Source organism: Clostridium sp. DSM 17811 (genome assembly GCF_018861905.1).
Taxonomy (GTDB): Bacteria; Bacillota; Clostridia; order Clostridiales; family Clostridiaceae; genus Clostridium_AD; species Clostridium_AD frigoriphilum.
Window position 1 is genome coordinate 1 of record NZ_JAHLDU010000044.1, and the last position, 22,844, is coordinate 22,844.

Below are 22,844 nucleotides of genomic sequence, written 5' to 3' on the forward strand. Positions count from 1 at the left end.
TAATGAGTTATTTGAAGCTGCAGAAAAGGATGCTAAAGACAAATACAAAAAATATAACAAATTGGCAACTAGCGGAATTTAGAAAATAGATTAAATTTAATAAAAAAATATATTAATGTTTGGGGTTAGTGCTCTAATCATTAATATAAATCTTAAGATTATCTTATTTATATATGAAAGGCAAGTGGTGAAATTATGGATTACAACATAGCTACAATTCCAGGAGATGGTATTGGACCAGAAATTATGGTACAAACATTGAAAGTACTTGAGAAAATAGGAAAAGTATATGGTCATGACTTTAAATTTAAAGAATGCTGTGGTGGCGGTGTTGCCATAGATAAATATGGTGAACCACTACCTGAAGCAAGCTTTAATATTTGTAAAGATAGTGATGCTATATTATTAGGTAATATAGGCGGATATAAATGGAAAGATCTGGCGGTAGAAAAAAGACCTGAAAGAGTTTTATTTAGACTTCGGGGGGAACTTAATTTTTGCGTAAATGTAAGACCTATATTTATTAAAGATAGTTTAAAAAATTTTTCTCCTTTAAAGGATGAAATAGTGGAAAAAGGTATTGATATAACAGTTATACGTGATATTACAGGAGGAGTTCTCTCATCAGAGAAACATACTGGTGAAGGTGAATTTGGTAGAGAAGCTTATGATATGGAGTACTATAATGAAAAAATTGTATCTGAGACAGCTAAATGGGCTTTTGAAACAGCAAGAAGGAGAAATAAAAAAGTTACGAGTTTGGATAAAGCTAATGCTTTGGTTAGTTCCGTATTATGGAGAACAGTAATGAAAGAAGTAGCTAAGGATTATCCTGATGTGGAACTTGAACATATGTATATAGATGGTTGTGCTATGGATGTTGTTAAAAATCCATCAAATTATGATGTAATAGTGGCACCAAATATATTTGGAGATGTAATTTCTGATGAAATAAGTGGAATTACAGGTACAGTAGAAATATTACCATCAGCTACAATCGATATGAATGGTAAGGGAATGTTTGAACCAAATCAATTACACAATACGCATTATGAAATTATCGGCAAAGATATTGCTAATCCTATTGGACTTATACTTTCAGCTGCATTGATGCTGAGATATTCATTTAGTCTTGAAACAGAAGCAAAAGCAATTGAAAAAGCAGTAGCTACTGCTATAAGCAGCGGATATGCTACTAAAGATATTTATTACGAGGGTAAAAAGCTTGTAGGCACCTGTGAAATGGGTAGTATAATAGCAGATTTTATAGAGTTATAACTAATCAAGAGTAAAGGGGATAGTGGAATTTATGGAAATGACATTGGTAGAAAAAATATTTGCTAAAGTAACAGGAAAAGAAAAAGTGTCATTAGGCGAAGTGGTAAAGATTAGGCCGAGCTATATTATGATTAATGATGGAGAAGGTCACAAGTGTGTAGATCTTATTAATAAGACAAAAGGAGTTGCAAACAAGGATAACATTATTGTAATTCTGGATCATGATATCCCTGCAGGAAGTTTTGATAGTGCAGCAAATCAAAAAAAATTAATTGATTTTTCTAAGGAATACGATTTAAAATTTATCCAATCAGCAGGAATTGGTTATCAAATTTTATTGGATAGCTATGTAAAAACAGGGGATATTATTGTATCTTGTGGTACACATAATAGCATTTTTGGTGCAAAGGGCGCCTTAGGTTTAAACTTAACAGTTAAAAATATGGCAACTCTTCTTATGGAGGGAAGTATTGAAATGAGTGTACCTGAAACTGTAAACGTTGTTTTAAAAGGAACACTAGAAACCGGAGTATACGCAAGTGATTTTATTTCAAAGATGATAAGTGAAGTTGGTATAGACGGTTTCGATGGTAAAGTAATTGAGTTTACAGGGGATGCAATAAGATATTTATCTTTGAATGATAAAATTGTTTTATGCAGCATGATAACACAAACAGGAGCAGTGTCTGGATTCATTAATGAAATAGCAAAGGGTAATTATGCTAAGACTTGTGAATATGATCTTGCAAAGGTCACTCCGACTGTTACTATGCCAGGTGATTTATATACTACAAAACCTGCTTTAGAATTAAAAGGTATAACTATCCAGGCTGGATTTATTGGAGGATGCAATGGTGGACGTATTGAAGATTTAAGAATTGCAGCGGACATCCTAAAAGGAAAAAGGGTTAAGCTAGGCGTACGTTTGATGATCGGATCAGTAAGTAATGCTGTTTACCTACAAGCAATGAAGGAAGGGCTAATTGAAACATTCCTTGCATTTGGAGCTCAGGTAACAAATCCAGGATGTGCTTCTTGTAAATCAACATCTATAGGAGTAGTAGGAGATGATGAGATTTTAATTACTACAGGTTCTCATAACTATCCAGGCTGTGTTGGAACAAAAGATTCTAAAGTTTATATAGCTTCAGCAGCAGTAATAGCGAATGCTGCTATTACAGGATATATTTACAAAAAATAAGTTCTATTAAAGGAGTGGTATGAGGATGGAAAAAAAGTTTAGTGGAAAAGTGTGGAAATTACCAGACGATGTAGATACAGATACAATAATAGCTGGAAGATATGGAGTATTGCCTACACCAAAAGACATGAGCGTGCACTGTTTAGAAACACTGAGACCAGAACTTGCTTCAATTGCAAAACCAGGAGATATTTTTGTTGCTGGTAAAAATTTTGGATGTGGATCTTCTAGGGAACAAGCACCAGCTTGTATTGTAGCACTAGGAATTAAATGTATTATTGCAAAATCTTTTGCACGTATTTTTTATAGAAATGGAATAAACAATGGCATGTTTTTAATTGAAAGCAATGATCTTCCAGATAATTGTGAAGAAGGAGATATTGTTACTGTTGAGGTAAACAAAAAAGTTACAGTTAATGGTAAGGAATTTGATATTCCTAATATACCAGACAACCTATTTGAAATTATTAAAGATGGCGGTCTTGTAAACAGATATAAAAAGCTAAATGAGGCGAATAAATAAGGAGGGTACCATAATGGGATACACTTTAGCAGAAAAAATTCTAATGAAGAATACTGGGTTAAAAGAAATTAAACCGGGACAGCTTATTATAACTAAGCCTGATATGTATATGATTCATGATATTTATACACCATTCGTAATACAAAAATTTGAGGAAATGAAATTTGAGAAAGTTGCATATCCAGACAAAGCTACTGTTATACTTGATCATTTAATGCCTACAAATGCAGCTAAGAATGATCCAAGACATTATAGGGCAGGAATTGAATTATCACAGAGATTTGGAATTAAAAAACTTCATATTGGAGAAGGAATATCTCATACACTTATGCATGAACTTGGATATGCAAAACCTGGTACAGTAGTGGTAGCTACAGATAGTCATACTCCAACTTATGGTGGAGGAGGTTGTTTCTGTACAGGTATAGGATTTACTGAAATGGCTGCTGTTTTAGGTAGTGGTGAACTTTGGATGAAGGTTCCAGAAGCTATAAAAGTGGTTGTTGAAGGAAAACTACCTAAAGGCGTTTATGCAAAGGATATTATCTTAAAAATAATAGGGGACATCAAAGCTGATGGTGGAACTTATAAATCAATGGAATTCACAGGAAGTACGATAAGAGATCTAGATATGTCTTCACGTTTTACAATTGCAAATATGTCATTAGAAGCAGGGGTAAAAACAGGTCTTTTTGAAGCAGATAAAAAAACCGCAGAATACTTCGGCATGGACTATGATGAAATTTCGTGGATTAAAATAGACGAAGATGCAAACTATGTTCAAGTACTTCATTATAAGGCAGAAGATATTGAGCCACAGCTTGCTTGTCCACAAGGAGTAGATAATGTTAAACCAATTTCAGAGGTTATGGGTACAAAACTGAATGAAGTGTATATTGGTTCTTGTACAAATGGAAGTATTGAAGATATGGCTATTGCCGCTAATATTTTAAAGGGCAAGAAAATTGAAAAATACATGAAGCTTGTTATAATTCCTGCATCACTTAAAGTATATAAAGAAGCAATGGCGCTTGGTTATATCGAAACATTTATTGAGGCAGGGGGAATGGTTTCACACCCATGTTGTGGATTATGTTGCGGACAACCTTATGGTTTGATGAGCGATGGAGAAGTGGTTTTAGGTACCAATAACAGAAACTTTATTGGAAGAATGGGAACAAAAAAATCATTAATATTTCTTTCATCACCTGCAGTAGCAGCAGCTTCAGCTTTAACAGGTGTAGTATCAGACCCTAGAGAAATATTATAAAAATAGAAGAAGGAAGGTAGAAAAATGATTACATCATTCAAACAATTAAAAACAATGTTGTTCGGACATTTGGAAACAAGCCGTATAGGAGTAGTTGCAGCTCAAGATGAGCATACATTAGATGCAGTGGTCAAGGCCGCTAAGGATGGATTAGTTTGGCCTGTATTACTAGGTAATGCATCATTAATTAAGCAAATGTTAGCCAAGATTCGATGTTCAGAAGACATAGTTGAAATAATAGATATTCCATCTCCAGAAGAGTGTGCACTCAAGGCGGCTGAAATGGTACGCAGTGGTAAACTTGATTGTATTATGAAAGGTAAAATGCAGACTGGTGCTATTATGAAAATACTTGTGAATAAAGAACATGGTATCAGAAAGAGTGATACTATGTCACTACTAGCATTTATTGAGTCACCTTACTATCATAAGATTTTGGGAATAACAGATGTAGGACTGCTTACTTATCCAAATTTAGAACAGAAAAAAGGCATGATAGAGAATGCTAAAGAGGCGTTTACAGCTTTAGGTGTACAAAATCCTAAGATTGCAGTTTTAGCTGCTGTAGAGACGGTGAATCCAAAAATGCCAGAAACTATTGATGCTGATGAACTTAAAAGGATGAATAGGGAGGGAACTATAACAGATTGTATTGTTGAGGGTCCAATATCATATGATCTAGCAGTTGATAAATCTGCGGCGCAGGTAAAAGGGTATGAGAGTCCAGTTAGTGGAGACGTTGACCTCTTGGTCGTACCTAATATTGTAGCAGGAAATCTTCTTGTTAAAGGATTAATTTGTACTGGTGGTGCTAAAACTGCTGGTATTGTAATGGGAGCTATGGTTCCACTAGTTATTACATCACGTTCTGCCACAGTAGAAGACAAGTATATGTCTATAGTTCTTTCTGCTCTAGTGGGTAGTAAAAAAGGAGGCATAAAATAATGGTGAAAAAATATAGAATACTAGCTATAAATCCTGGATCTACATCTACTAAAATTGCTATATTTGAAAATGAGAATAAAATTTTCTCTGTTAATATTATCCATAATACTGCTAGTCTAGCAGACTTTAAGGGAATTATAGATCAATTAGATTATCGTAAAGAAATGGTGCTTGATGTGCTTAAGGAAAATCATATAGCACTTAATAGTATAGATGCTTTTGTTGGACGAGGAGGTTCTCTTTATAATGTACCTAGTGGAACATATACAATTAATAAAAGGTTATTAGAAGATTCTCGTATAGGTATTGATGGACAACATGCTGCATCTTTAGGTGCATTGCTAGCAAATGATTTAGCTACAACAAATAATAAACCTTCATTTATAGCAAATCCACCTTGCACAGATGAAATGCAGACTGTTGCAAGAGTATCAGGTTTGAAAAATGTAAAAAGATGTAGCCGCTTTCATGCTCTTAATCAAAAGGAAGTTGGAAGACGTTATGCAGTAGAACTTGGAAAAAGATATGAAGATCTTAACTTAGTTATTATTCACATGGGTGGAGGAATATCTGTAACGGCTCATAGAAAAGGCTTAGCTATAGACACATGTGATTGTTTATGTGGAGATGGACCATTTTCTCCTAATAGATGTGGAGGAATTCCAGTTGAAGATATCGTGAAAATGTGTTATTCAGGAGAGTATAATAGAAAAGAGATGTTAAGTAAGATAAATGGCAAAGGGGGAATAATGGATCATCTTGGAACAGATAATCTTATTGAAGTTAATGAAAAGATAAAAAATGGTGATAATTACGCTAAAATAGTATATGAAGGATTAATATATCAAATCGGAAAAACTATAGGAAGTTATGCTACTGTTTTAAGTGGTGATGTTGATGCTATTATATTAACAGGTGGTATAGCTAGAGACAATAATCTAGTAGAAAAAATAACTGATATGGTTAAATATATTGCGCCAGTTAAAGTATACCCAGGTGAGTTTGAAATGGAAGCATTAGCAAGTTGTACTTTAAGAGTATTACAAGGAGTAGAAAATGCGAGAGAGTATACAGGCAAAGCAGTTTCGGATTTTTTGATATAATTACGAGTTGTTCATAATAATGTATACGATTAAATTTAGATTTTATTTGCCAATATGAAGTAAATTATCAAATGGTGGGGGGCAGTTGGGTGCCTAGTTTATTTCATTAATAATGTCTAGTATCCATTTTAGAGTATTATGTAATGCATTAAAATAATTAAATAAGGGGTGTAATTAAATGAGTTATGCGTTAATATCTATTATTGGACTAATCCTAGCTATCGTAATCGGAGTAAAAAGGAAAGTTAATGTAGGAGTAATTTCTTTGTTTTTCGCATTTGTTCTAAGTTTTTTCGTTTTTAATATGAAGATTAAGACAGTTTATGCGAAAGGTTGGCCTGTTGGAATTTTCTTTATAATGATGGCAGCCATGTTCCTGTTTTCATTTGCGAATGTAAACGGTACGACTAAGCTTCTTGCTGAAAAATTAGCATATGCAATTAAAGGGAATGTAAGGATTCTTCCACTTGTATTTTTCTTAGCTACTGTATTTATGACAGCTTGTGGAGCAGATCCTTCAATTGCAGCATTTATGCTACCAGTAGCATTATATATTGGTGAGGAAGCTGGAATGAAACCAATAATTTTATGTGTTTCAATAATTGCGGGTGCAGATGTAGGAGGTTGTTCACCGATTGCTGTTATTGGTATAGTGACTTCAGGATTAGCTGCCAAAGGTGGAGTTACCAATTATTGGCCTATATGGGCTGCGACTGCTACAACAATGATTTTATTATGCATAATAGTATATTTTGTATTTGGGGGTTATAAGGTTAAAACAGTGGTTCTTGCAGAAACCGCAAAACCTCAAAAATTTAATGTTAAACAATTACAGACTCTATGCACTGTATTGTTTGTTATATGTTTGATAATTTTTGTTAAAGTAGATATAGGTGGTGCCGCATTTATTGGTGTAGCAATAATGTTAATGTTAGGAACTGCTAATGAAAAAGAGGCTATCAAGAGTATTAATTGGAATGTACTTATAATGGTTGGTGGAACCGGCGTTTTAGTATATGTAATGACAGAGGTTGGCGGCGTGAAAATGTTGGGTAAATTCCTAGCATCTGTTATGACTAAACATACTGCAGCACCTTTAATGGCTATATTAGCAGGTGCAATGACTTCTGTCTCTAGTGCTACTGGAGTTGTAATGCCCGCACTTTTTCCTACAATCCCATCAATAGTAAAAGAGATGCATGGTGCAGTAAGTCCAATAGAATTAATGCAAGTGCTTCAGGCTGGATCTCTTGGATCAGTATCATATAGTCCACTTTCAGCATTGGGGGCTATGGCAATGGCAACTATTCCAGAACATGTAAATAAGGAAAAGTTGTTTACACAATTGTTAATAATGGCAGTTGCAGGTTTGGCATTGACTGTACTTTTATCTTTCCTTGGGGTATTTAGGTTGTTTATCTAGTAAGTTTAATTTATTGCAGGTTCAATAGGGAACTAGCAAGAGAAATTAATTTAGATAAGTCAATATATTGGTCAAAAAGTCTTATTAGTTTTGGTTTATCCTGATGAAAATATCCATCAAGATCTGTGTAAATATTCATCAAGAGATAATTGTTTTAAATTCTATTAGATGGAATTATATCCTTTCTGTGAACTTAGTTGTGATGAATATAAATTTGATAAAAGATGGGATATTTCTGAATATATATGTTTACATAGCCTTGAAGTCACTTGACTACAAGGCTATGCAATTAACCAATATAAGGTAAATAAAGGGGGGTTCTCTTGAAAAAAGATTATAAAAAAATGCTTGGAATATTGATATCAGTAGCAATTATGGCTAGTATGTTAGGTGGATGTGCAACATCTAAAAATACATCAGCTAATATTACTGAGAATACTCAAAAAGAAAATAGCAATGGTGATAATAAGAATGCTATAGATGTTAAAGGTGAAGCAAACACTCAGGGAGTAACAAAAAAATGGTTGGATATAGCGTATGCAGATAAGTCACAAGCTCAAAAACTAGATATTTACTTACCTAATTCAGGCGATGGTCCTTTTCCTGTAATTGTTGCGTTCCATGGCGGTGGTTTTTTTAGGGGTGATAAAGCTTCTAAAGAGGTTAACCCTCAATTTACTGAACTTAATAGAGGTTACGCAGTTGTCTCTGTTAATTATAGGCTAACTAATGAAGGGAGTTTTCCAGATCCAATTTATGATGCAAAAGCAGCTATACGATTTATTAAAGTTAATGCGTCTAAATATAACCTGAATTCTAATAAGATAGCAGCTTGGGGAGAGTCTGCTGGTGGTTATTTGTCTGCAATGTTAGGAACGTCAGCTGGTGTAAAAACACTTGAGGATCTAAGCATGGGAAATGCAGAGCAAAGCAGCAATGTGCAGGCAGTGGTAGATTTTTATGGACCTATAAATTTTTCGACAATGGATGAACAAAATAAAGAAAGTGGTATTGCTTCAAAGGTAGACAAGGTATTAGTAAACAATGGACCAGATTCGTTTGCGTCAAAATATATGGGTGCTGATATTACTACTATCCCTGATAAGGTAAAACAAGCAGACCCAACAACATATATTTCAGCGAATACCTCACCATTCTTTATTGAAAATGGTACACTAGATCCCAATGTAGCTACACAACAATCTGTGGACTTTGCAGCTGATTTAGAGAAAGTACTGGGAAAAGATAAAGTAACTTACTTTAAATTAGAAGGCGCAGGCCATGGTGGTAAAGAGTTTGAAACTAAAGATAACTTAGATAAAGTTTATAGGTTTATTGATAAATACTTAAAATAATGGGACTCTAACATCCCAAAGTATTATGGCAATGGGTTATGTAAATGAAGCAGCAAAGGAACAAGGTTCAATAGGGAACTAGCAAACTAGTTATAATTTTAATCTTAAGAATGGGTAAGGGTCATATAACTATGACTTTTACCCATTTCATTTTTTCTTTGTTAACCTAAGAAATTATTGTAAACATATGCATAAAACATAAGAATCACTCAAGTTTAAGTGATATGTGTTTACGAATAGGAGAGGAAAATTATCATTGCTTTTTTATGATAAGGTATTACATTTATAAAAAATTAGTAAATATGGGAATTAAAATGAATTAATTTAGGGGGAAAGTATGAAAAGTATAAAGGCAAAACTAATAGTATGTTTAGGATTATTAATAGGGATTATATGCATAGGACTCGGAATAGTCTCTTTCGTTGATTCATCAAAGGCACTAATTTCAAATCTAAGTAAAACACTACCTAGGATTGCAGAAGAAGCAGCGAGTAACGTTGGAGGAAGAATTGAGGGTCAGTTAGGTGCATTAGAGGCTATAGCGGCAAGAAATGATTTGAAAAATTTTAAAGATCCATGGGGAAACAAAAAGTTAATTCTTTTAGGAGAACTTAAAAGAAGTGGAAGTATAAAAATGGGTATTGCAGATAAAAATGGTGATGTAAAATATAGTGATGGAACAATTAGTAATATCAAGGAAAGGTCAGCTTTTAAAAATGCAATATTAATTGGTAAAAATGATGTATCAGAACCAGTAGTAAGTAGAGCAGATGGGTCCATAGTGGTGGCATATGCAGTTCCAATTAAAAACAATAACAAAGTTGTAGGAGCATTAATTTCAGTACGGGATGGTAATGAATTAAGTACATTAACTAATCGGGTTAAATTTGGACAGACAGGTAATGCATTTATGATAAAAAAAGATGGAACAATCATCGCAGATAGTAATAAAGACAAAGTTATAAAAATGTATAATCCCATTGAAGAAGCAAAAAAAGATGTTAATTTAAACGGTTTGTCAAATATTACAAAGAACATGATCACAGGGAAAACGGGGATGGATCAATACAAGTTTGATGGAGTAGACAAATATGTAGGATATGCACCAGTGGCTGGAACATCGTGGTCGATAGGAGTAACAGTATCAAAAACAGAGATATTATCAGAATTAGATAGTCTAATGACTTCTATTATAATATCATCCATATTATTTATATTAATTGGAGTTGGAATAGTTTATATAATTGCCAGTAATATATCTAAAGGGATAAAATCAGCTTCAAAACATTTAGATTTATTAGCAAAGGGAAATTTATGTGAAGAGGTTTCTCCTAAGTATCTAAAATCAAAGGATGAAGTTGGAGAGATGACGAGTTCAATGAAATTAATGCAACATTCACTAAGAGAAATGATTATTCGAATAAAAGAAAATTCTTCGAGTATTAATATGCAATCAGGGAGTCTGTCTGCAGTTGCGCAGGAAATATCTAGCTCTTCGCAAAATGTTGCACAGGCAATAAATGAAATTGCACAAGGAACCGGCACGCAAGCCGAGGATTTAATAAATGTAACAGACATTCTAAATGAATTTAGCAATAAATTATCTGGAATGGTTAGTGAAATACAAGGTGTAGATTCAAATTCTAGGGAAATTAGTTTAATGGCAAATGATAGCAGTGATGAAATGATGAAATTAAATCAATCTGTAACTAAGGTTAGTAGCTCATTTAAGACATTTAACGGTAAAATTATAGAACTTGGAAAAGATGTAAATGAAATAAATGAAATTACAAATATTATAAACAGTATTGCAGAGCAAACAAATTTATTAGCACTTAATGCTGCTATTGAAGCAGCAAGAGCTGGGGAGTCAGGAAAAGGATTTTCTGTGGTAGCAGATGAAGTAAGAAAACTTGCGGAGCAATCAAAGGTATCATCTGAAGGTATTAGTAAATTAATTAATGAAATATCAAATAATACTGATGTTATAGTTCAAGATTCTGTTGAAATGGATGATGAACTTATAAAGCAAGTTAATATTATAAACAGCTCAATAGTATCTTTTAGAAAAATTATAGTATCGGTGGATGAAATAATTCCTAAAATAGAAACTCTTAAAAATTCAGCTGAAGATATAGATAAGGATAAAAACACTATTTTGGCTAGAGTGGATGGTGTGTCAGCAGTTGCACTTGAAGTTTCAGCATCATCAGAGGAAATTGCAGCATCTTCAGAAGAAATGAGTGCTTCTACGCAAGAGGTAGCATCAACAGCACAAATGCTTAGCAGTATGACGAATGGAATGAGCGAGGAAATAAATAAGTTCAAAATATAAGAGCATGGAATATCATCAGAGAGTATAAGACAATTAATAGGATATTTGAGAGTAATTGCATCACATTTATTAGTCAATATAGTTTTTCATGGTATGGAAGAAGTTAATACAAAAATAACTTTCGGAATCGGTTAAAGTTGCGAGAAGTAGCATAGGTAAAATTGAAAATAATGAAGTAAGTCCCTCGACAGAAATACTAGTAGAATTATCTAAGGCATTTAAGGTTTCAATTGATTGGCTACTTACTGCGAATGAATATGATAAAAATGATAAAGCTATAAAATATACTAAGGATTAAGTAATCCAAATTATCCAAAATGCTTATGAGGAAGACAACATATGATAGTTACTTTAGTTAACTATTATATGTTATAACATTAGTCATGTCTTTTTATATTAATGAAATATTTACTAAACTATAATATCAAACTATGTTTAAATTTAACTATCATTAAAAAATGATGTTTAACTTTAAATTTTGGTTTAATTATAAAGGTAATTAGGCATGTTAAAAGAAATAATAAGTCAATGGAAAAGAGTTTTATACAGGTACATTAAAAAATGAGGATTATTTCTATGGAAAAGGCAAAAAAAATTTGAAAGATAATAATAATGATGATTTAAAGAGATTTTTATGTTAAAGGGACGATTATATAAGTTTGATTTTTATATATGAAGGTGATTTTAAAAATGGTAAATACAATGGGAGAGGAAGGATGTTTTACATAAAAGAGTACATTGATTTTGGTGTAACAAAACGAAAAAATTTTTAAAAGTGAGATTACTTTATGCGAGGGTGAATTCTAAGATAATTATTTGATCAATGGTAGTGGTAAAATAATAGAAAGGGGGTTAAAGTTTTCAATATTACACTTCCTTCAAAAGCTGATTTACCGCATTCACATCTGCTGGAGCCCAGTTTAGAGAAAGTAAATTTTCTCTATGTAACTATATAAATTTTGAATGTTCATTTGCGGTAGGAGTACCAGATGTTATGCGGCACTTAATAGTAATTAAATTTACTATAAATTTATCATATTCAAAAGTATTATCATTAAATATATCTATAAATTCAACATCGCAATGGAGCTCTTCTTTTATTTCTCTTTCAATAGCTTCTTTTAAAGTTTCACCACTTTCTACTTTACCACCAGGAAACTCCCACATGTTTGTAAGGGACATTATTGGTGAGCGAAGGGCACATAAGATTTCATTGTTTTCATTTTCAATAATAGCTGCTACAACTTTTATTAGTTTTTTCATATAAAACACCTCTAATTAATTTTAGCATAAAATGGGTTAGTGTAAAAGCGAGGGGGTATATTTAATTACAGGGATTAAATATAACAATAATCATCGAGTAGATAAGTGAATGTTTGGCTATAATTATAAATAAAGCTATGATTGTGAGGGATTTATTTTGAATACTTTTGGAGAAAGATTTAAGAGCATAAGATTGTCTAAGAAATTAACTCAGCAGCAAATTGCTAATGAATTTAATAAGCGATATGGATATGCATTCACGAAAACAACTATTAGCCAATATGAGAATAATAAAAGAGTACCAGAGATGAATGCTATTAGGAATTTCGTAGAATACTTTAATGTTTCATTGGATTACTTGTTGTGTAATGACATCCATGTTGTTAAGGAATTAGGTAAAAAGTACAATAGGCTTAATGATTCTGAATTTATTGAACTAGAAAAAATAGCAACCTTAATAAAGAATTTAGCAGAAGACGGAAAAATCCTTCTTAATAATATAAAAATAAATGCTAAGCAAAGGCAAACATTATTAAATGGTATTGATATTATTTGTGGTTTAGTAAAAAGAGAAACAGAGAAGGAATGATAAAATAGTACACAATTAATTTGTGGACAAGCATACTATTTTATCATAATGTTGTGGAGAAAATGGGTTTAAATGTTAGAACTAGTATCTATGAGATTTTCTAAATGTATTATTAAATTTTCATAAGTTCCAATATTCTACTGATGCACCTTTATCGGTAGCTTTTTTGTACTGTTTTACCTTATGTTTGCATGCGTAATTAGAAGTGGCCGCATCAATTACTTTATGCTTAAGTGGAATATAAATATCTGGTTTAAAAACTAAACTAAATCCGCAATATTGAAAGAGACAGTCGTCTTCCAGAATTGACGCTGATATCTCAACAAGATACTACCATGCAGACCAGAAGTCTCTATAATCCAGAGGAGATACACCTGCCAAGCTCAAGATATCATTCCAACTAGACACTAAAGCATCTGGTTTATAATAAACAAAGTGTCTATAATATGTTTTGGAATGGGGATATTTATCATTATTATCAAAGTCAAAACAACTTTATATCTACTAAAAAGTGCTGAGAGTGCAAAGGAGTTAAAAGTAGGAAGTAGCTTAGAACTTCAGGTATGTAAAATATTAAAAATGGCATGAAAAAGAAAGTAGTTAAAATCAAGAAAATAGATAAAGACAAGGGTACTAAAACTGATATATATAACTATGTTGAATATTTGAAATTTTCAAGACTATTATATATAATAAAGTTATGAACAATTGTAAAAAAGTGTGAAATAGAGAGTGTTTAATTATTGGTTAGAAGAAGGTGAAAAAAATGAATGTAAAAATAAGAAAAGCAACATTGGAAGATGTAAATACAATTAGCAACATATATGCTTTAAGTTGGAAGTCTGCCTATAAAGGTATTGTACCACAAAAATATTTAGATGAATTGAAATGTACATTTTGGGTATCATCTTTTCAAAATTGGATAAATAATAATATATTAACAGCACAACTTATCTATGAAAACGAACTACCAGTAGGTTGTATTGCTTATGGTAAAGCAAGAGATGATAAGTTTGCTAATTGGGGAGAAATAAAATCTTTCTATTTGCTTCCAGACCATTTTAGAAAAGGTTACGGGCAAAAATTGTTGCAGACAGCCCTAATTGATATGAAAACAAAGGGATATGAAAATTGTTATTTATGGGTGCTAAAAGAAAATTATAATGCAAAGAATTTTTATGAATCTAATGGGTTTATTTGCAATAATGACGAATGTACTTGTGAAATTGTGCAGAAACAATTAGTGGATGTCCGATATATTTTAACATCAGTCAATCATACTAAATTAGCATAATAATTAGTTATTTTCATTTCATATTTTTCTTAAAACACGGACAGCAACAAGTAATAAATACTTCAAGTTTGACGAATAAGATGGAGTTAAAAGTTTTAACAGAAGAGAGTATCTTCTTGACCAACCGAAATCAAAATTATATGCAATCTGTAAAAATCATGATATGAGAAAATACAAACCACTCGCTTTATATAGTCTTGTAAGCTCCATATTGAAATTACCTGATATTGAAAATATTGTATAGTGACGTGAAGCATTTAAGATAAAAAACATTGTTATGAGGAGAATATTATGAAAATTCCCGATGAAATAGCATTAATGTCTTTATTTGAATGTGAACCCGAAATGTTAGATAAAGGAGTTCCATTTATTTATAATAAGGCAACATATAAATTTTCGAATAGGAATAATGAACAATTTATAGTTAGTATTGCACCCGCTTATGGTGATATAAAAATTCAAGTTAATATAGCGGGTACAAATGAATTACTATCGTATTTAGATTTGGAAAATGCAGAATTAATAGATATTATTTCTGATAAAAAAGATGAATCAAAGATGATGATAACAAGTAAAAATATTATCATTAAGATAAATTTTAAACCAAAATATAAAATTTCTATTAGTCAATCTTAAATTGAGATAATATTGTTGCTTCGCAGTTTTCTTATAAATCTTAACGACTACTAAAACGGAATAATTCATAAAATAAATTATGAAATTTAAAATAGTATTGATTTTTATATCAATACTATTTTCTTATGTTTGAATTTATTAATATTCCCAACGAGACAAAGTCTAAATTTAGATATATTTAGCGTTTAGATAATAACTATATCTTTTTTCTTTTCATTTTTAATCCAGTCTGGAATAAGTTGCGAGGAAATATAGGCTATAATTGGAACGGTTAAAATCACAGCAAAACTACCAGTTAGGCCTTCGAGCACCACTATGTTCACCATATCCATATTAAACAATTGATTGTTAGTTAAATTGTAAGAGTAAATTACTATAAACATGCTAAGTGAAGTACCTGCAAACGCAAGAATAAGGGTATTTACCATGGTTCCCATCATATCTCTGCCTACATTCATACCAGATATGAATAGTTCTTTTTCAGTAAGTTTAGGGTTTAATGAATATATCTCTTGTACGGAAGAAGCAATAGATATACTAACATCCATTACAGCACCAAGGGAAGAGATTAGAATTCCAGCTGTTAGTAACCATTGAACTTGCATGTTTGATTGTGTTGAAATCATATTTAATGATTCAACATCTGCCATATTAAATCCTGATAGATGAGCTAGATTGCAGATAAGAGTGGCAATACTACCAGCAACAAATACCCCAAGTATGGTACCTAAAATAGCTGATACCGTTTTGGCACTCCACCCATTTAGCAAAAATAATGTAACACAAGAAGATATAATTACCAGCAAAATCGAAGCCAAAATGGGCGAATATCCTCTGTATATTATTGGGAGAAACATATAAAAGATAAGAACAAAAGAAATTAAGATACCGATAGCAGATCTCACGCCTTTCTTTCCACCAATTAAGCACAATGCTACAAAGAATATTAAAATAAAAACATATTGAATAGGTGCTCTATAATAATTGTAGACGGTCACTGCGTACATATTTGGGTTTCCGGTATCCACATCCACAATAATCTTCATTCCTTGATTAACGTAGACATTGTGAGTATCTGATAAAAAGTTTGTAATTGTCTTAATGTCTCCTTTATGTTCTCCAGTAAGAATCTTTATTTTTATTTGTTGAGTGCCAAGATAAATCTTAGTTGCATTTGGGTAACTTTTTAAAGATTCATTTTCAACAACCAATACCTCCGCTTTTTCATATTTAACATAGGAAGTAGAATTTTGATTATTATGGGTGAAGCGAGTACTAGAATTTAGAAAATACAGGAAAAGGGAAAATAACAATATACCTATAATTAAGGTGGTAAATTTAAATGCTCTTGAAGCTTTTAACATATCTCTCCTCCAGACAAATTTTTAAGATGTTATTCGCAAAATAATTTACTTTAATTATATATTAGTTATAAAATTAAATGGTAAAATCTATGTAAAGCTTGTGTTAAGTTAAGTGAATCATATAAAAATATCTAAATTTATTTTCTCAATTAATAATACAATGTATTTCAAACTTTACATATATTTAACATATACTTTACACGAATGGGAAAGAACAAATTTTTAATCGCTGATATAATTAAGCCATTAGGCGACGTTGGTTATTACAAGATAATATAATATAAGGAAGGTGTAAAAATATTAAAAGTATCTATGAAATGATTAGCGTACCAAAAATAAGTAATGAGGGGTAGATTTCATGAAAAAAGTTAAAAAAATAGGAGTGTTAAGTTCCCTAATTGCATTTATATTTGTATTTACATTGGCAACGAATGGAATATTTGGATCAAATGGCAAGACAACAATAGCTTTAGCTGCAGGTGTCGATACTACTATCACAGATATAGCATTAACTCCAGGTAGCGATCCAACGCAATTAAATTTTGCTTGGTATTCTGCGAATAGCACAACCTCTAGTTTAGTACAAGTTGCATTAAAGTCTGATATGAGTGGAAGCACATTCCCTATTGATAAGGCAGTAAACTTTAAGGGCACTAGTACTGCAGGAAATGAAGGTCATTTCTCTAACAAGGTAACTGCAACTGGATTTAAAGAATCTACCGCTTATGTATATCGCTTAGGGGATGGTACTAATTGGAGTACAGTTAATAATTACACTACTCATAGTACAAGTCAGTATAGCATATTAGTGGCTGGTGACCCACAGATTGGTGCAAGTGGTAGTGTAGCAAGCGATGGAGCAGGTTGGGTTGATACAATGAACAAAGCTTCATTAAAATTTCCTAATGCCAGCTTCTTACTATCAGTAGGAGATCAAGTTAATAATGGTAAAGAAGTTGCTGATGCTACTACAAAAAAAGAAATTAATGAATCAGAGTATACACAATATTTTAGGCCAACTCAGTTTACAAGTTTACCAATAGCCGTTATCGCAGGTAATCATGAAACTTACGGAGATGGACATATGTCTCACTTTAATGTACCAAATATGTCAACAACATATGGTACAGTTGCAGGTTCTGGATCGGTTATAGGTACAACAGGTGGAGATTCTTACTTCACATATGGTAATACTTTATACTTGATGCTTAATAGTAATAACGTAAGTGAAGACGGTCATATGGCATTTATGAAAAGTGCTATTGCAGCAAATCCAAATGCAAAATGGAAGGTAGTTTCAATGCATCATTCTATATATAGTTCTGCAGATCATGAAACAGATGCAGACATAATAACAAGAAGAACAATTCTTCCAGCAATGTTTGATAAGCTTGGAATTGATGTAGTTTTAGATGGTCACGATCATTGTTATACTAGAACAAATCAAATGTTAGGTGGAGTATCACAGAAAACTACAACAGATGCAAATGGAGCTGTTGTAAACCCTAAAGGAACACTTTATATGACATTTAACTCTGCCAGCGGAAGTAAATATTATGAGATGCAATCACCTGACCTTAATGGTACTTATGAAGCTGTTAAACAACAAATACATGTTCCAACTATTTCACTAATGAGCGTAACAGGTAATAATTTAACAATTTCAACATATAGAACTGACACAATGGCACAAACAGATACTTACACAATAGCTAAAGCACCAACAACTAATTATGATGCAATGGCTAAGGGTACTGTACTAATAGGAACAAAAGCATTTGCTTTAGATTATGCGAATGATCAATTAAATGCGAAGGAAATCAATAATGCAGTAGTAGGTGGTGGAGCAATTTATGTTAAAGATTTTTCAGGTAATTGGATAGACAATCTTACAGGATTAGCATCAATGCCAAAATAGTATTTATTTGTGCATACTAATTTAAATATGGACTGTATTGGAGACTCTTCTAATAAGGCGATGACATCCAGTCATCGCCTAAATCATTATCTTCTTCAATCTATCATGTTATCATCTGCAATAAAATCTATATCAACATTCTTCTCGCGAAGTTTATTAATATAAACCACTGCACACCTAAAAGTCTTTTTATTCTTTGGATTTTCTTGTCTCACTGAAAAATTAACAGGCTTATTGTAGCATTTACAATATTGCATATTACTTAATTGTTTTTTGAAACTACTCAGTGGCAGCACCTCATGAGTCACATTGTGCTCTCTACAGTATTTTACAAACCTATCGTAAAAACATGTATAATTAAGGCGAAGCACAAAATCTCCATCTAAATCAAGAACTGCATCATAGTCGATATTTCTTAAAAGTTCATTATTAGCTGCCATACGATTCATAGTTTCAAAATTTTGTTCTATAACTGTTTTATTCGAGGTTCCTCCATCTAACAAGTCCTCATAAGCCCCTCTTTCTATTGATGATATAATTTCTTTCATTGTAAAACCGGTGCACGATTCCATATTCAAATCTAAATCATCAAATACCCTCTTAAGTAAAGCAATACCAATCATACAGTTGGCTATAGAGTTTTTAACTCTGTCATTTTTAATATCATTACCTATGGCTTTTTCAAAAATTGAACTATGGATTTCTTTGATTTTTTCCTCGCTCATTTTTAAGGCCTCCTTCAAAAGACTGACTCCAAGTTTATTAAGTAAAATAGAATTTCCCTTTAATTTTTCTAGACTTTCTTTGGTTATCTCATCAAAATAAGAAGTTGCAAATATAACTCTAAGGCTTCTTCCTATGTTTGCCGTTTCCTCAATACCTACTTCTCCAGATAAAATCACTGAAGCCCTAGGAATAAAACTTCTATTTTTATCTAGGGTGGCTACTCCTTTTATTCCTTTGTAGTTATCATAGGAATTTCTCATAACCCCTGATATTAAATCCACTTTATATTTGCCTATTATGTGAGGCTTGTACTCTTCTAAAATAAGAGGTATAAAATTACTGCTGCTGGCGGTTTTGTTTAAGGCAAAGTCTGTACACTGCGCCGCATTTAATATTCCGTCTTCCATACATAATATAGGTGTAATAATATATTTTACAGCGCTGCTTTTACCACTACTGCTTTCACCTTCTATTAAAAGATGGTTGTATTGAATTCTACTCCGTTTAAGTTTTTCTTTAAGAAATAAACCACATACATAACCTAATATGGCCGCAGTATTTTTAAGTATACTAAATTTAAATAAATACGGTGCAACTTTTAAAAGTTCTTCTTTTGTTATAACATCATTCTTTAGAATGTTAGTATTAAGCTCTGCATATTGATTTTGCATAGCTATATCTAAAGTGGCAACTCCATCAGAATTTAAAGCACCATGCTCCGATACGAAACACCACTGATTGTTAATTTTATGAAAACCACTGTAGGTAACACCCTTCCTTATTTCACGGGTTTTACTTGAAATAATAAATCTTATATATTGAAGGTCCTCGATTCTTCCTATATAAAAAGTCTTAAAGCTATTTAGTGCTCTTCTAAAAGATAATATATCATCAAAATCGGAGGTTTTAAATGTCCTCTCGCCTATAACCCCTTCCTGGGTAACAATATCACCTATAATTTGAGTATCACCTTCATTTTCAATATAATATTTTGGATTAATAATAAAATTAGAGATATTAATTATCTGCTTTTTATAATATTTGTAGTAACAAAACTCATCTTCATAAATATTTCCTATAGATTTATTCTGCAGGGAGGCATTTTCTACTGTTTCATCTGCTTTATTAACTAAAGTTATTAAATCGTCTAGAGTGTTTCCATTTTCTACCCAATCTACAATATCCCCCTTAGGTTTTAAACCTGGAAGTTCTATTATTTTTACAGATTTGACCACATTATGTATAACACTTAGAACATCATTTGCATAAGCCTTACCACTTTCATCATTATCAGGCAAAATTACTATATTAGCACCGGTTAGTGAAGTAACATAATCTGCACTATAAGCTGAAAACCCCCTAGCCCCAAAAGCAGTGGTAGTTCCTACTTGTCCTAATTTGAAAATCTCATCCACGCACTTTTCTCCTTCTACAAAGAAAATAGTTTTATCATTTTTAATGCCCTCTAAAACCTTTGGTAGTTTATAAATAACATGTCTCGTAGCCTTTATTCCAAAGCTCCATTCATTATTATCTTTAGCATAAGCCATGAAATCCTTTTTCCTTTTACCATTATCCATCCACTCTCTTCTACAGATTTTATATAATATATTTCCAAGTTCATCCTCATAATAATATTTAGCTGTGGTTTTCTTTTGATAATTAAAATTTTGTTTCGTCTTAAAGTCACGGTTTGTAGAAGGCTTATGGTCCTGTGTTTCAATTTCAACATTATATTTTGTGCTTAAAAATTTCATACTATTATGAAAGCCCTCTATACCCTCGGTATACTGGGCGGCAGTTAAAATGTCACCTTTAGCTCCACAACTAAAGCAGATCCAATACCTTCCATGGCTTCCTGGCACAATGGCTGCACTTGGATCCTCATCCCTATTGTTATGTGCACTTTTATTAAAACAGGTAAATTTTCTGTTTTTATTTTTGCTGCTATGTTCCATTACGTAATCTTTTAAATGATCCTGTATCTCACTAATACATCTTTCTGTAATTTTGCTAATCATAAATAACCCCCTAATTACTTTTGTGCGGCTTAGATCACTAAGCATTATCTCTATAATAAATCCCTGAAAAATAACAAGAATTGTGAATGAATTACACTTTCAGTAAATATATATGCTCTTGTGAGGGATTTTTACAGTAAAATAATAAATTATTACTAATTATTTTCAAAAATAGTAATATTGTAAATAAATATGAGATATGTAATTAGCTTAACTCATTGATTTATAAGGCTTTATAAGTGATTTGCTTATTAAATTACAAAATTATCAGAGGGGGTATATAATAGAGTAGAGTTTTAAAAGTTGGAAAATTATTTATAAAGACAACTTTTATACTTATATTAATAAGGTGTTTTTGTTTTTTTGTAATATATATATGTATTTATGTTTTAATGTAGATATCTTAGGGGTTTGCGATAATTACAAGAGGCGGTAATAAATTAGAAAAAAGTGTAATGAAACGGTTACGACACATTTTTAATATCCTTTAAAGTAGGAGGGATTTTGTATGAATATTAAATTAAGAGATTTACAACTATCAGATAAAGAATATTTTTTTTCAATGGATAAAGGATAAAGAGGTTATAAGATATTCTTTATCTATATTCCAGAAAATGAAGAGTAATATTGAAATATCACATTGGTTTGATATGCTTTTATTAGATAAATCGTCTTATAATAAAGCAATCGTAGACAAGACAAATGAAAAGTTAATCGGATATACTGGAATAGCACAAATTAGTGAAACAAATTTATCAGGAGAATATTTTATATTCATTGGTGACAAATCTTATCATGGAAAAGGTATTGGAACATTTGTAACGAAAGAAATTGTTAATAAGGGTTTTCAAGAATTAGGGCTTAATAGAATTATGCTTACTGTTTCAGAAAAAAATATAGGAGCAATTAAAGCGTATACTAAGGCTAACTTTAAAATTGAAGGAGTTATGAAACAAGCGTTTTACAGAGAAGGAAAATTTCATGACAAGGTTATTATGGCAATTTTAAGATAATAATGTTAAAACTGATATATAAGCTTATAATAAAATTTGAACTGCATCCTGTCACTCTATCAAATTATCTGAATAGAGAGTCTTAGCCTTAGATATCAATAATATAGAAAAAAATAAATTGTGAAAGGATGTAATATAAATGTTAATTAAAAGATTAATACTAAATTGGATTATTATTTGTTTAGTATTAATAATAGCACTTAATTTGAATTTAAATAGAATAGCACAATTTATTGTAATATTTATTGGAACAGCAGCAGGGTTATTATTGGTTGAGTATTTTCTAGGTAAAAAATCATAATAAACTAGAATTTGACTTTAAAGTAATGAGTAAAAATTAATTGAATTAATAACAGCTTTTATTATAGATAATATAACAAAAATAATAATGGGTGGAGTTTTTATCTCAGTACCAATTGTAGTGAGATATAAAAAGAAAGATCAAATTATTTTTAACAACAAAAAAGGAATTCAATAATGATATGCTCCCCTTATGGTAGACAGTTAAATAATAAAACTGTTTACTATAAGGAGAGCTATTTTTTATGGGAAGAAAATCAATTATCTCAGACCAACAAAAAATCAAG

The 22,844-nt window shown here is 31.5% G+C and carries 17 protein-coding genes and 2 pseudogenes; 16 read left to right on the top strand and 3 right to left on the bottom strand.

Going from position 1 to position 22,844, the window contains the following annotated elements; all coding sequences use genetic code 11:
* Positions 1–195 precede the first annotated feature (195 nt).
* The 10 genes and pseudogenes from leuB to KPL44_RS26145 all read left to right on the top strand — a co-directional run.
* Complete coding sequence (leuB, locus tag KPL44_RS23480; protein ID WP_216255563.1) at positions 196–1,278, top strand: 3-isopropylmalate dehydrogenase; 1,083 nt, start codon at positions 196–198, stop codon at positions 1,276–1,278.
* Positions 1,279–1,309: 31 nt separating this feature from the next.
* Positions 1,310–2,479 (top strand): aconitase family protein, encoded by a 1,170-nt coding sequence (locus KPL44_RS23485; protein ID WP_216255565.1) that lies wholly within the window; start codon positions 1,310–1,312, stop codon positions 2,477–2,479.
* 25 nt (positions 2,480–2,504) lie between these two features.
* Positions 2,505–3,002: a LeuD/DmdB family oxidoreductase small subunit gene (locus tag KPL44_RS23490; protein ID WP_216255567.1), complete on the top strand. Its 498-nt coding sequence runs from the start codon at positions 2,505–2,507 to the stop codon at positions 3,000–3,002.
* 13 nt (positions 3,003–3,015) lie between these two features.
* Positions 3,016–4,272: an aconitase/3-isopropylmalate dehydratase large subunit family protein gene (locus KPL44_RS23495; RefSeq protein WP_216255569.1), complete on the top strand. Its 1,257-nt coding sequence runs from the start codon at positions 3,016–3,018 to the stop codon at positions 4,270–4,272.
* A gap of 24 nt (positions 4,273–4,296) precedes the next feature.
* Positions 4,297–5,217 carry a phosphate acyltransferase gene (locus KPL44_RS23500; protein ID WP_216255570.1) on the top strand — a complete coding sequence of 307 codons (921 nt, stop codon included), beginning with the start codon at positions 4,297–4,299 and terminating at the stop codon, positions 5,215–5,217.
* A complete protein-coding gene (buk, locus tag KPL44_RS23505; RefSeq protein WP_216255573.1) occupies positions 5,217–6,320 on the top strand; it encodes a butyrate kinase in 1,104 nt (367 codons plus the stop codon). Before KPL44_RS23500 ends, buk begins: the two co-directional genes overlap by 1 nt.
* Before the next feature lie 178 nt (positions 6,321–6,498).
* Positions 6,499–7,743 (top strand): SLC13 family permease, encoded by a 1,245-nt coding sequence (locus tag KPL44_RS23510; RefSeq protein ID WP_216255575.1) that lies wholly within the window; start codon positions 6,499–6,501, stop codon positions 7,741–7,743.
* Between the two features lie 323 nt (positions 7,744–8,066).
* Positions 8,067–9,098, top strand: coding sequence for an alpha/beta hydrolase (locus KPL44_RS23515; RefSeq protein WP_216255576.1), 1,032 nt, complete (start codon positions 8,067–8,069; stop codon positions 9,096–9,098).
* A 337-nt stretch (positions 9,099–9,435) separates the two neighbouring features.
* Positions 9,436–11,433, top strand: a complete 1,998-nt coding sequence (locus KPL44_RS23520; protein WP_216255578.1) for a methyl-accepting chemotaxis protein — start codon at positions 9,436–9,438, stop codon at positions 11,431–11,433.
* A gap of 130 nt (positions 11,434–11,563) precedes the next feature.
* A pseudogene (locus tag KPL44_RS26145) lies at positions 11,564–11,731 on the top strand (helix-turn-helix domain-containing protein); the annotation flags it as partial.
* A gap of 569 nt (positions 11,732–12,300) precedes the next feature.
* Here the strand turns inward: KPL44_RS26145 and KPL44_RS23530 are convergent.
* Positions 12,301–12,696 (bottom strand): annotated as a pseudogene (locus KPL44_RS23530) ((deoxy)nucleoside triphosphate pyrophosphohydrolase).
* Between the two features lie 157 nt (positions 12,697–12,853).
* Between KPL44_RS23530 and KPL44_RS23535 the strand changes: the two are divergent.
* The 3 genes from KPL44_RS23535 (at position 12,854) to KPL44_RS23545 (ending at position 15,215) form a co-directional block, all read left to right on the top strand.
* Positions 12,854–13,285, top strand: coding sequence for a helix-turn-helix domain-containing protein (locus KPL44_RS23535; protein ID WP_216255581.1), 432 nt, complete (start codon positions 12,854–12,856; stop codon positions 13,283–13,285).
* Between the two features lie 766 nt (positions 13,286–14,051).
* Complete coding sequence (locus tag KPL44_RS23540) at positions 14,052–14,579, top strand: GNAT family N-acetyltransferase (protein WP_216255583.1); 528 nt, start codon at positions 14,052–14,054, stop codon at positions 14,577–14,579.
* Between the two features lie 291 nt (positions 14,580–14,870).
* On the top strand, positions 14,871–15,215 hold the full coding sequence (locus KPL44_RS23545; RefSeq protein ID WP_216255585.1) for a hypothetical protein: 345 nt from the start codon (positions 14,871–14,873) through the stop codon (positions 15,213–15,215).
* 185 nt (positions 15,216–15,400) lie between these two features.
* Here the strand turns inward: KPL44_RS23545 and KPL44_RS23550 are convergent, their stop codons facing one another.
* The gene (locus KPL44_RS23550) at positions 15,401–16,579 is read right to left on the bottom strand and encodes a YibE/F family protein (protein ID WP_216255587.1); all 1,179 of its coding nucleotides are present in this window, start codon (positions 16,577–16,579) and stop codon (positions 15,401–15,403) included.
* A 358-nt stretch (positions 16,580–16,937) separates the two neighbouring features.
* Between KPL44_RS23550 and KPL44_RS23555 the strand changes: the two genes are divergently transcribed.
* Positions 16,938–18,497 (top strand): FN3 domain-containing metallophosphoesterase family protein, encoded by a 1,560-nt coding sequence (locus KPL44_RS23555; protein ID WP_216255589.1) that lies wholly within the window; start codon positions 16,938–16,940, stop codon positions 18,495–18,497.
* Between the two features lie 95 nt (positions 18,498–18,592).
* On the opposite strand, the gene KPL44_RS23560 is transcribed toward KPL44_RS23555, so the two are convergent.
* Entirely contained in the window at positions 18,593–21,244 is a 2,652-nt protein-coding gene (locus tag KPL44_RS23560) for a hypothetical protein (RefSeq protein WP_216255591.1), read from the bottom strand.
* A 551-nt stretch (positions 21,245–21,795) separates the two neighbouring features.
* Here KPL44_RS23560 and KPL44_RS23565 point away from each other — a divergent pair.
* Positions 21,796–22,257: a GNAT family N-acetyltransferase gene (locus KPL44_RS23565; RefSeq protein ID WP_367302971.1), complete on the top strand. Its 462-nt coding sequence runs from the start codon at positions 21,796–21,798 to the stop codon at positions 22,255–22,257.
* Positions 22,258–22,396: 139 nt separating this feature from the next.
* Complete coding sequence (locus KPL44_RS23570) at positions 22,397–22,558, top strand: hypothetical protein (protein WP_216255595.1); 162 nt, start codon at positions 22,397–22,399, stop codon at positions 22,556–22,558.
* The last annotated feature ends 286 nt before the right edge of the window (positions 22,559–22,844 follow it).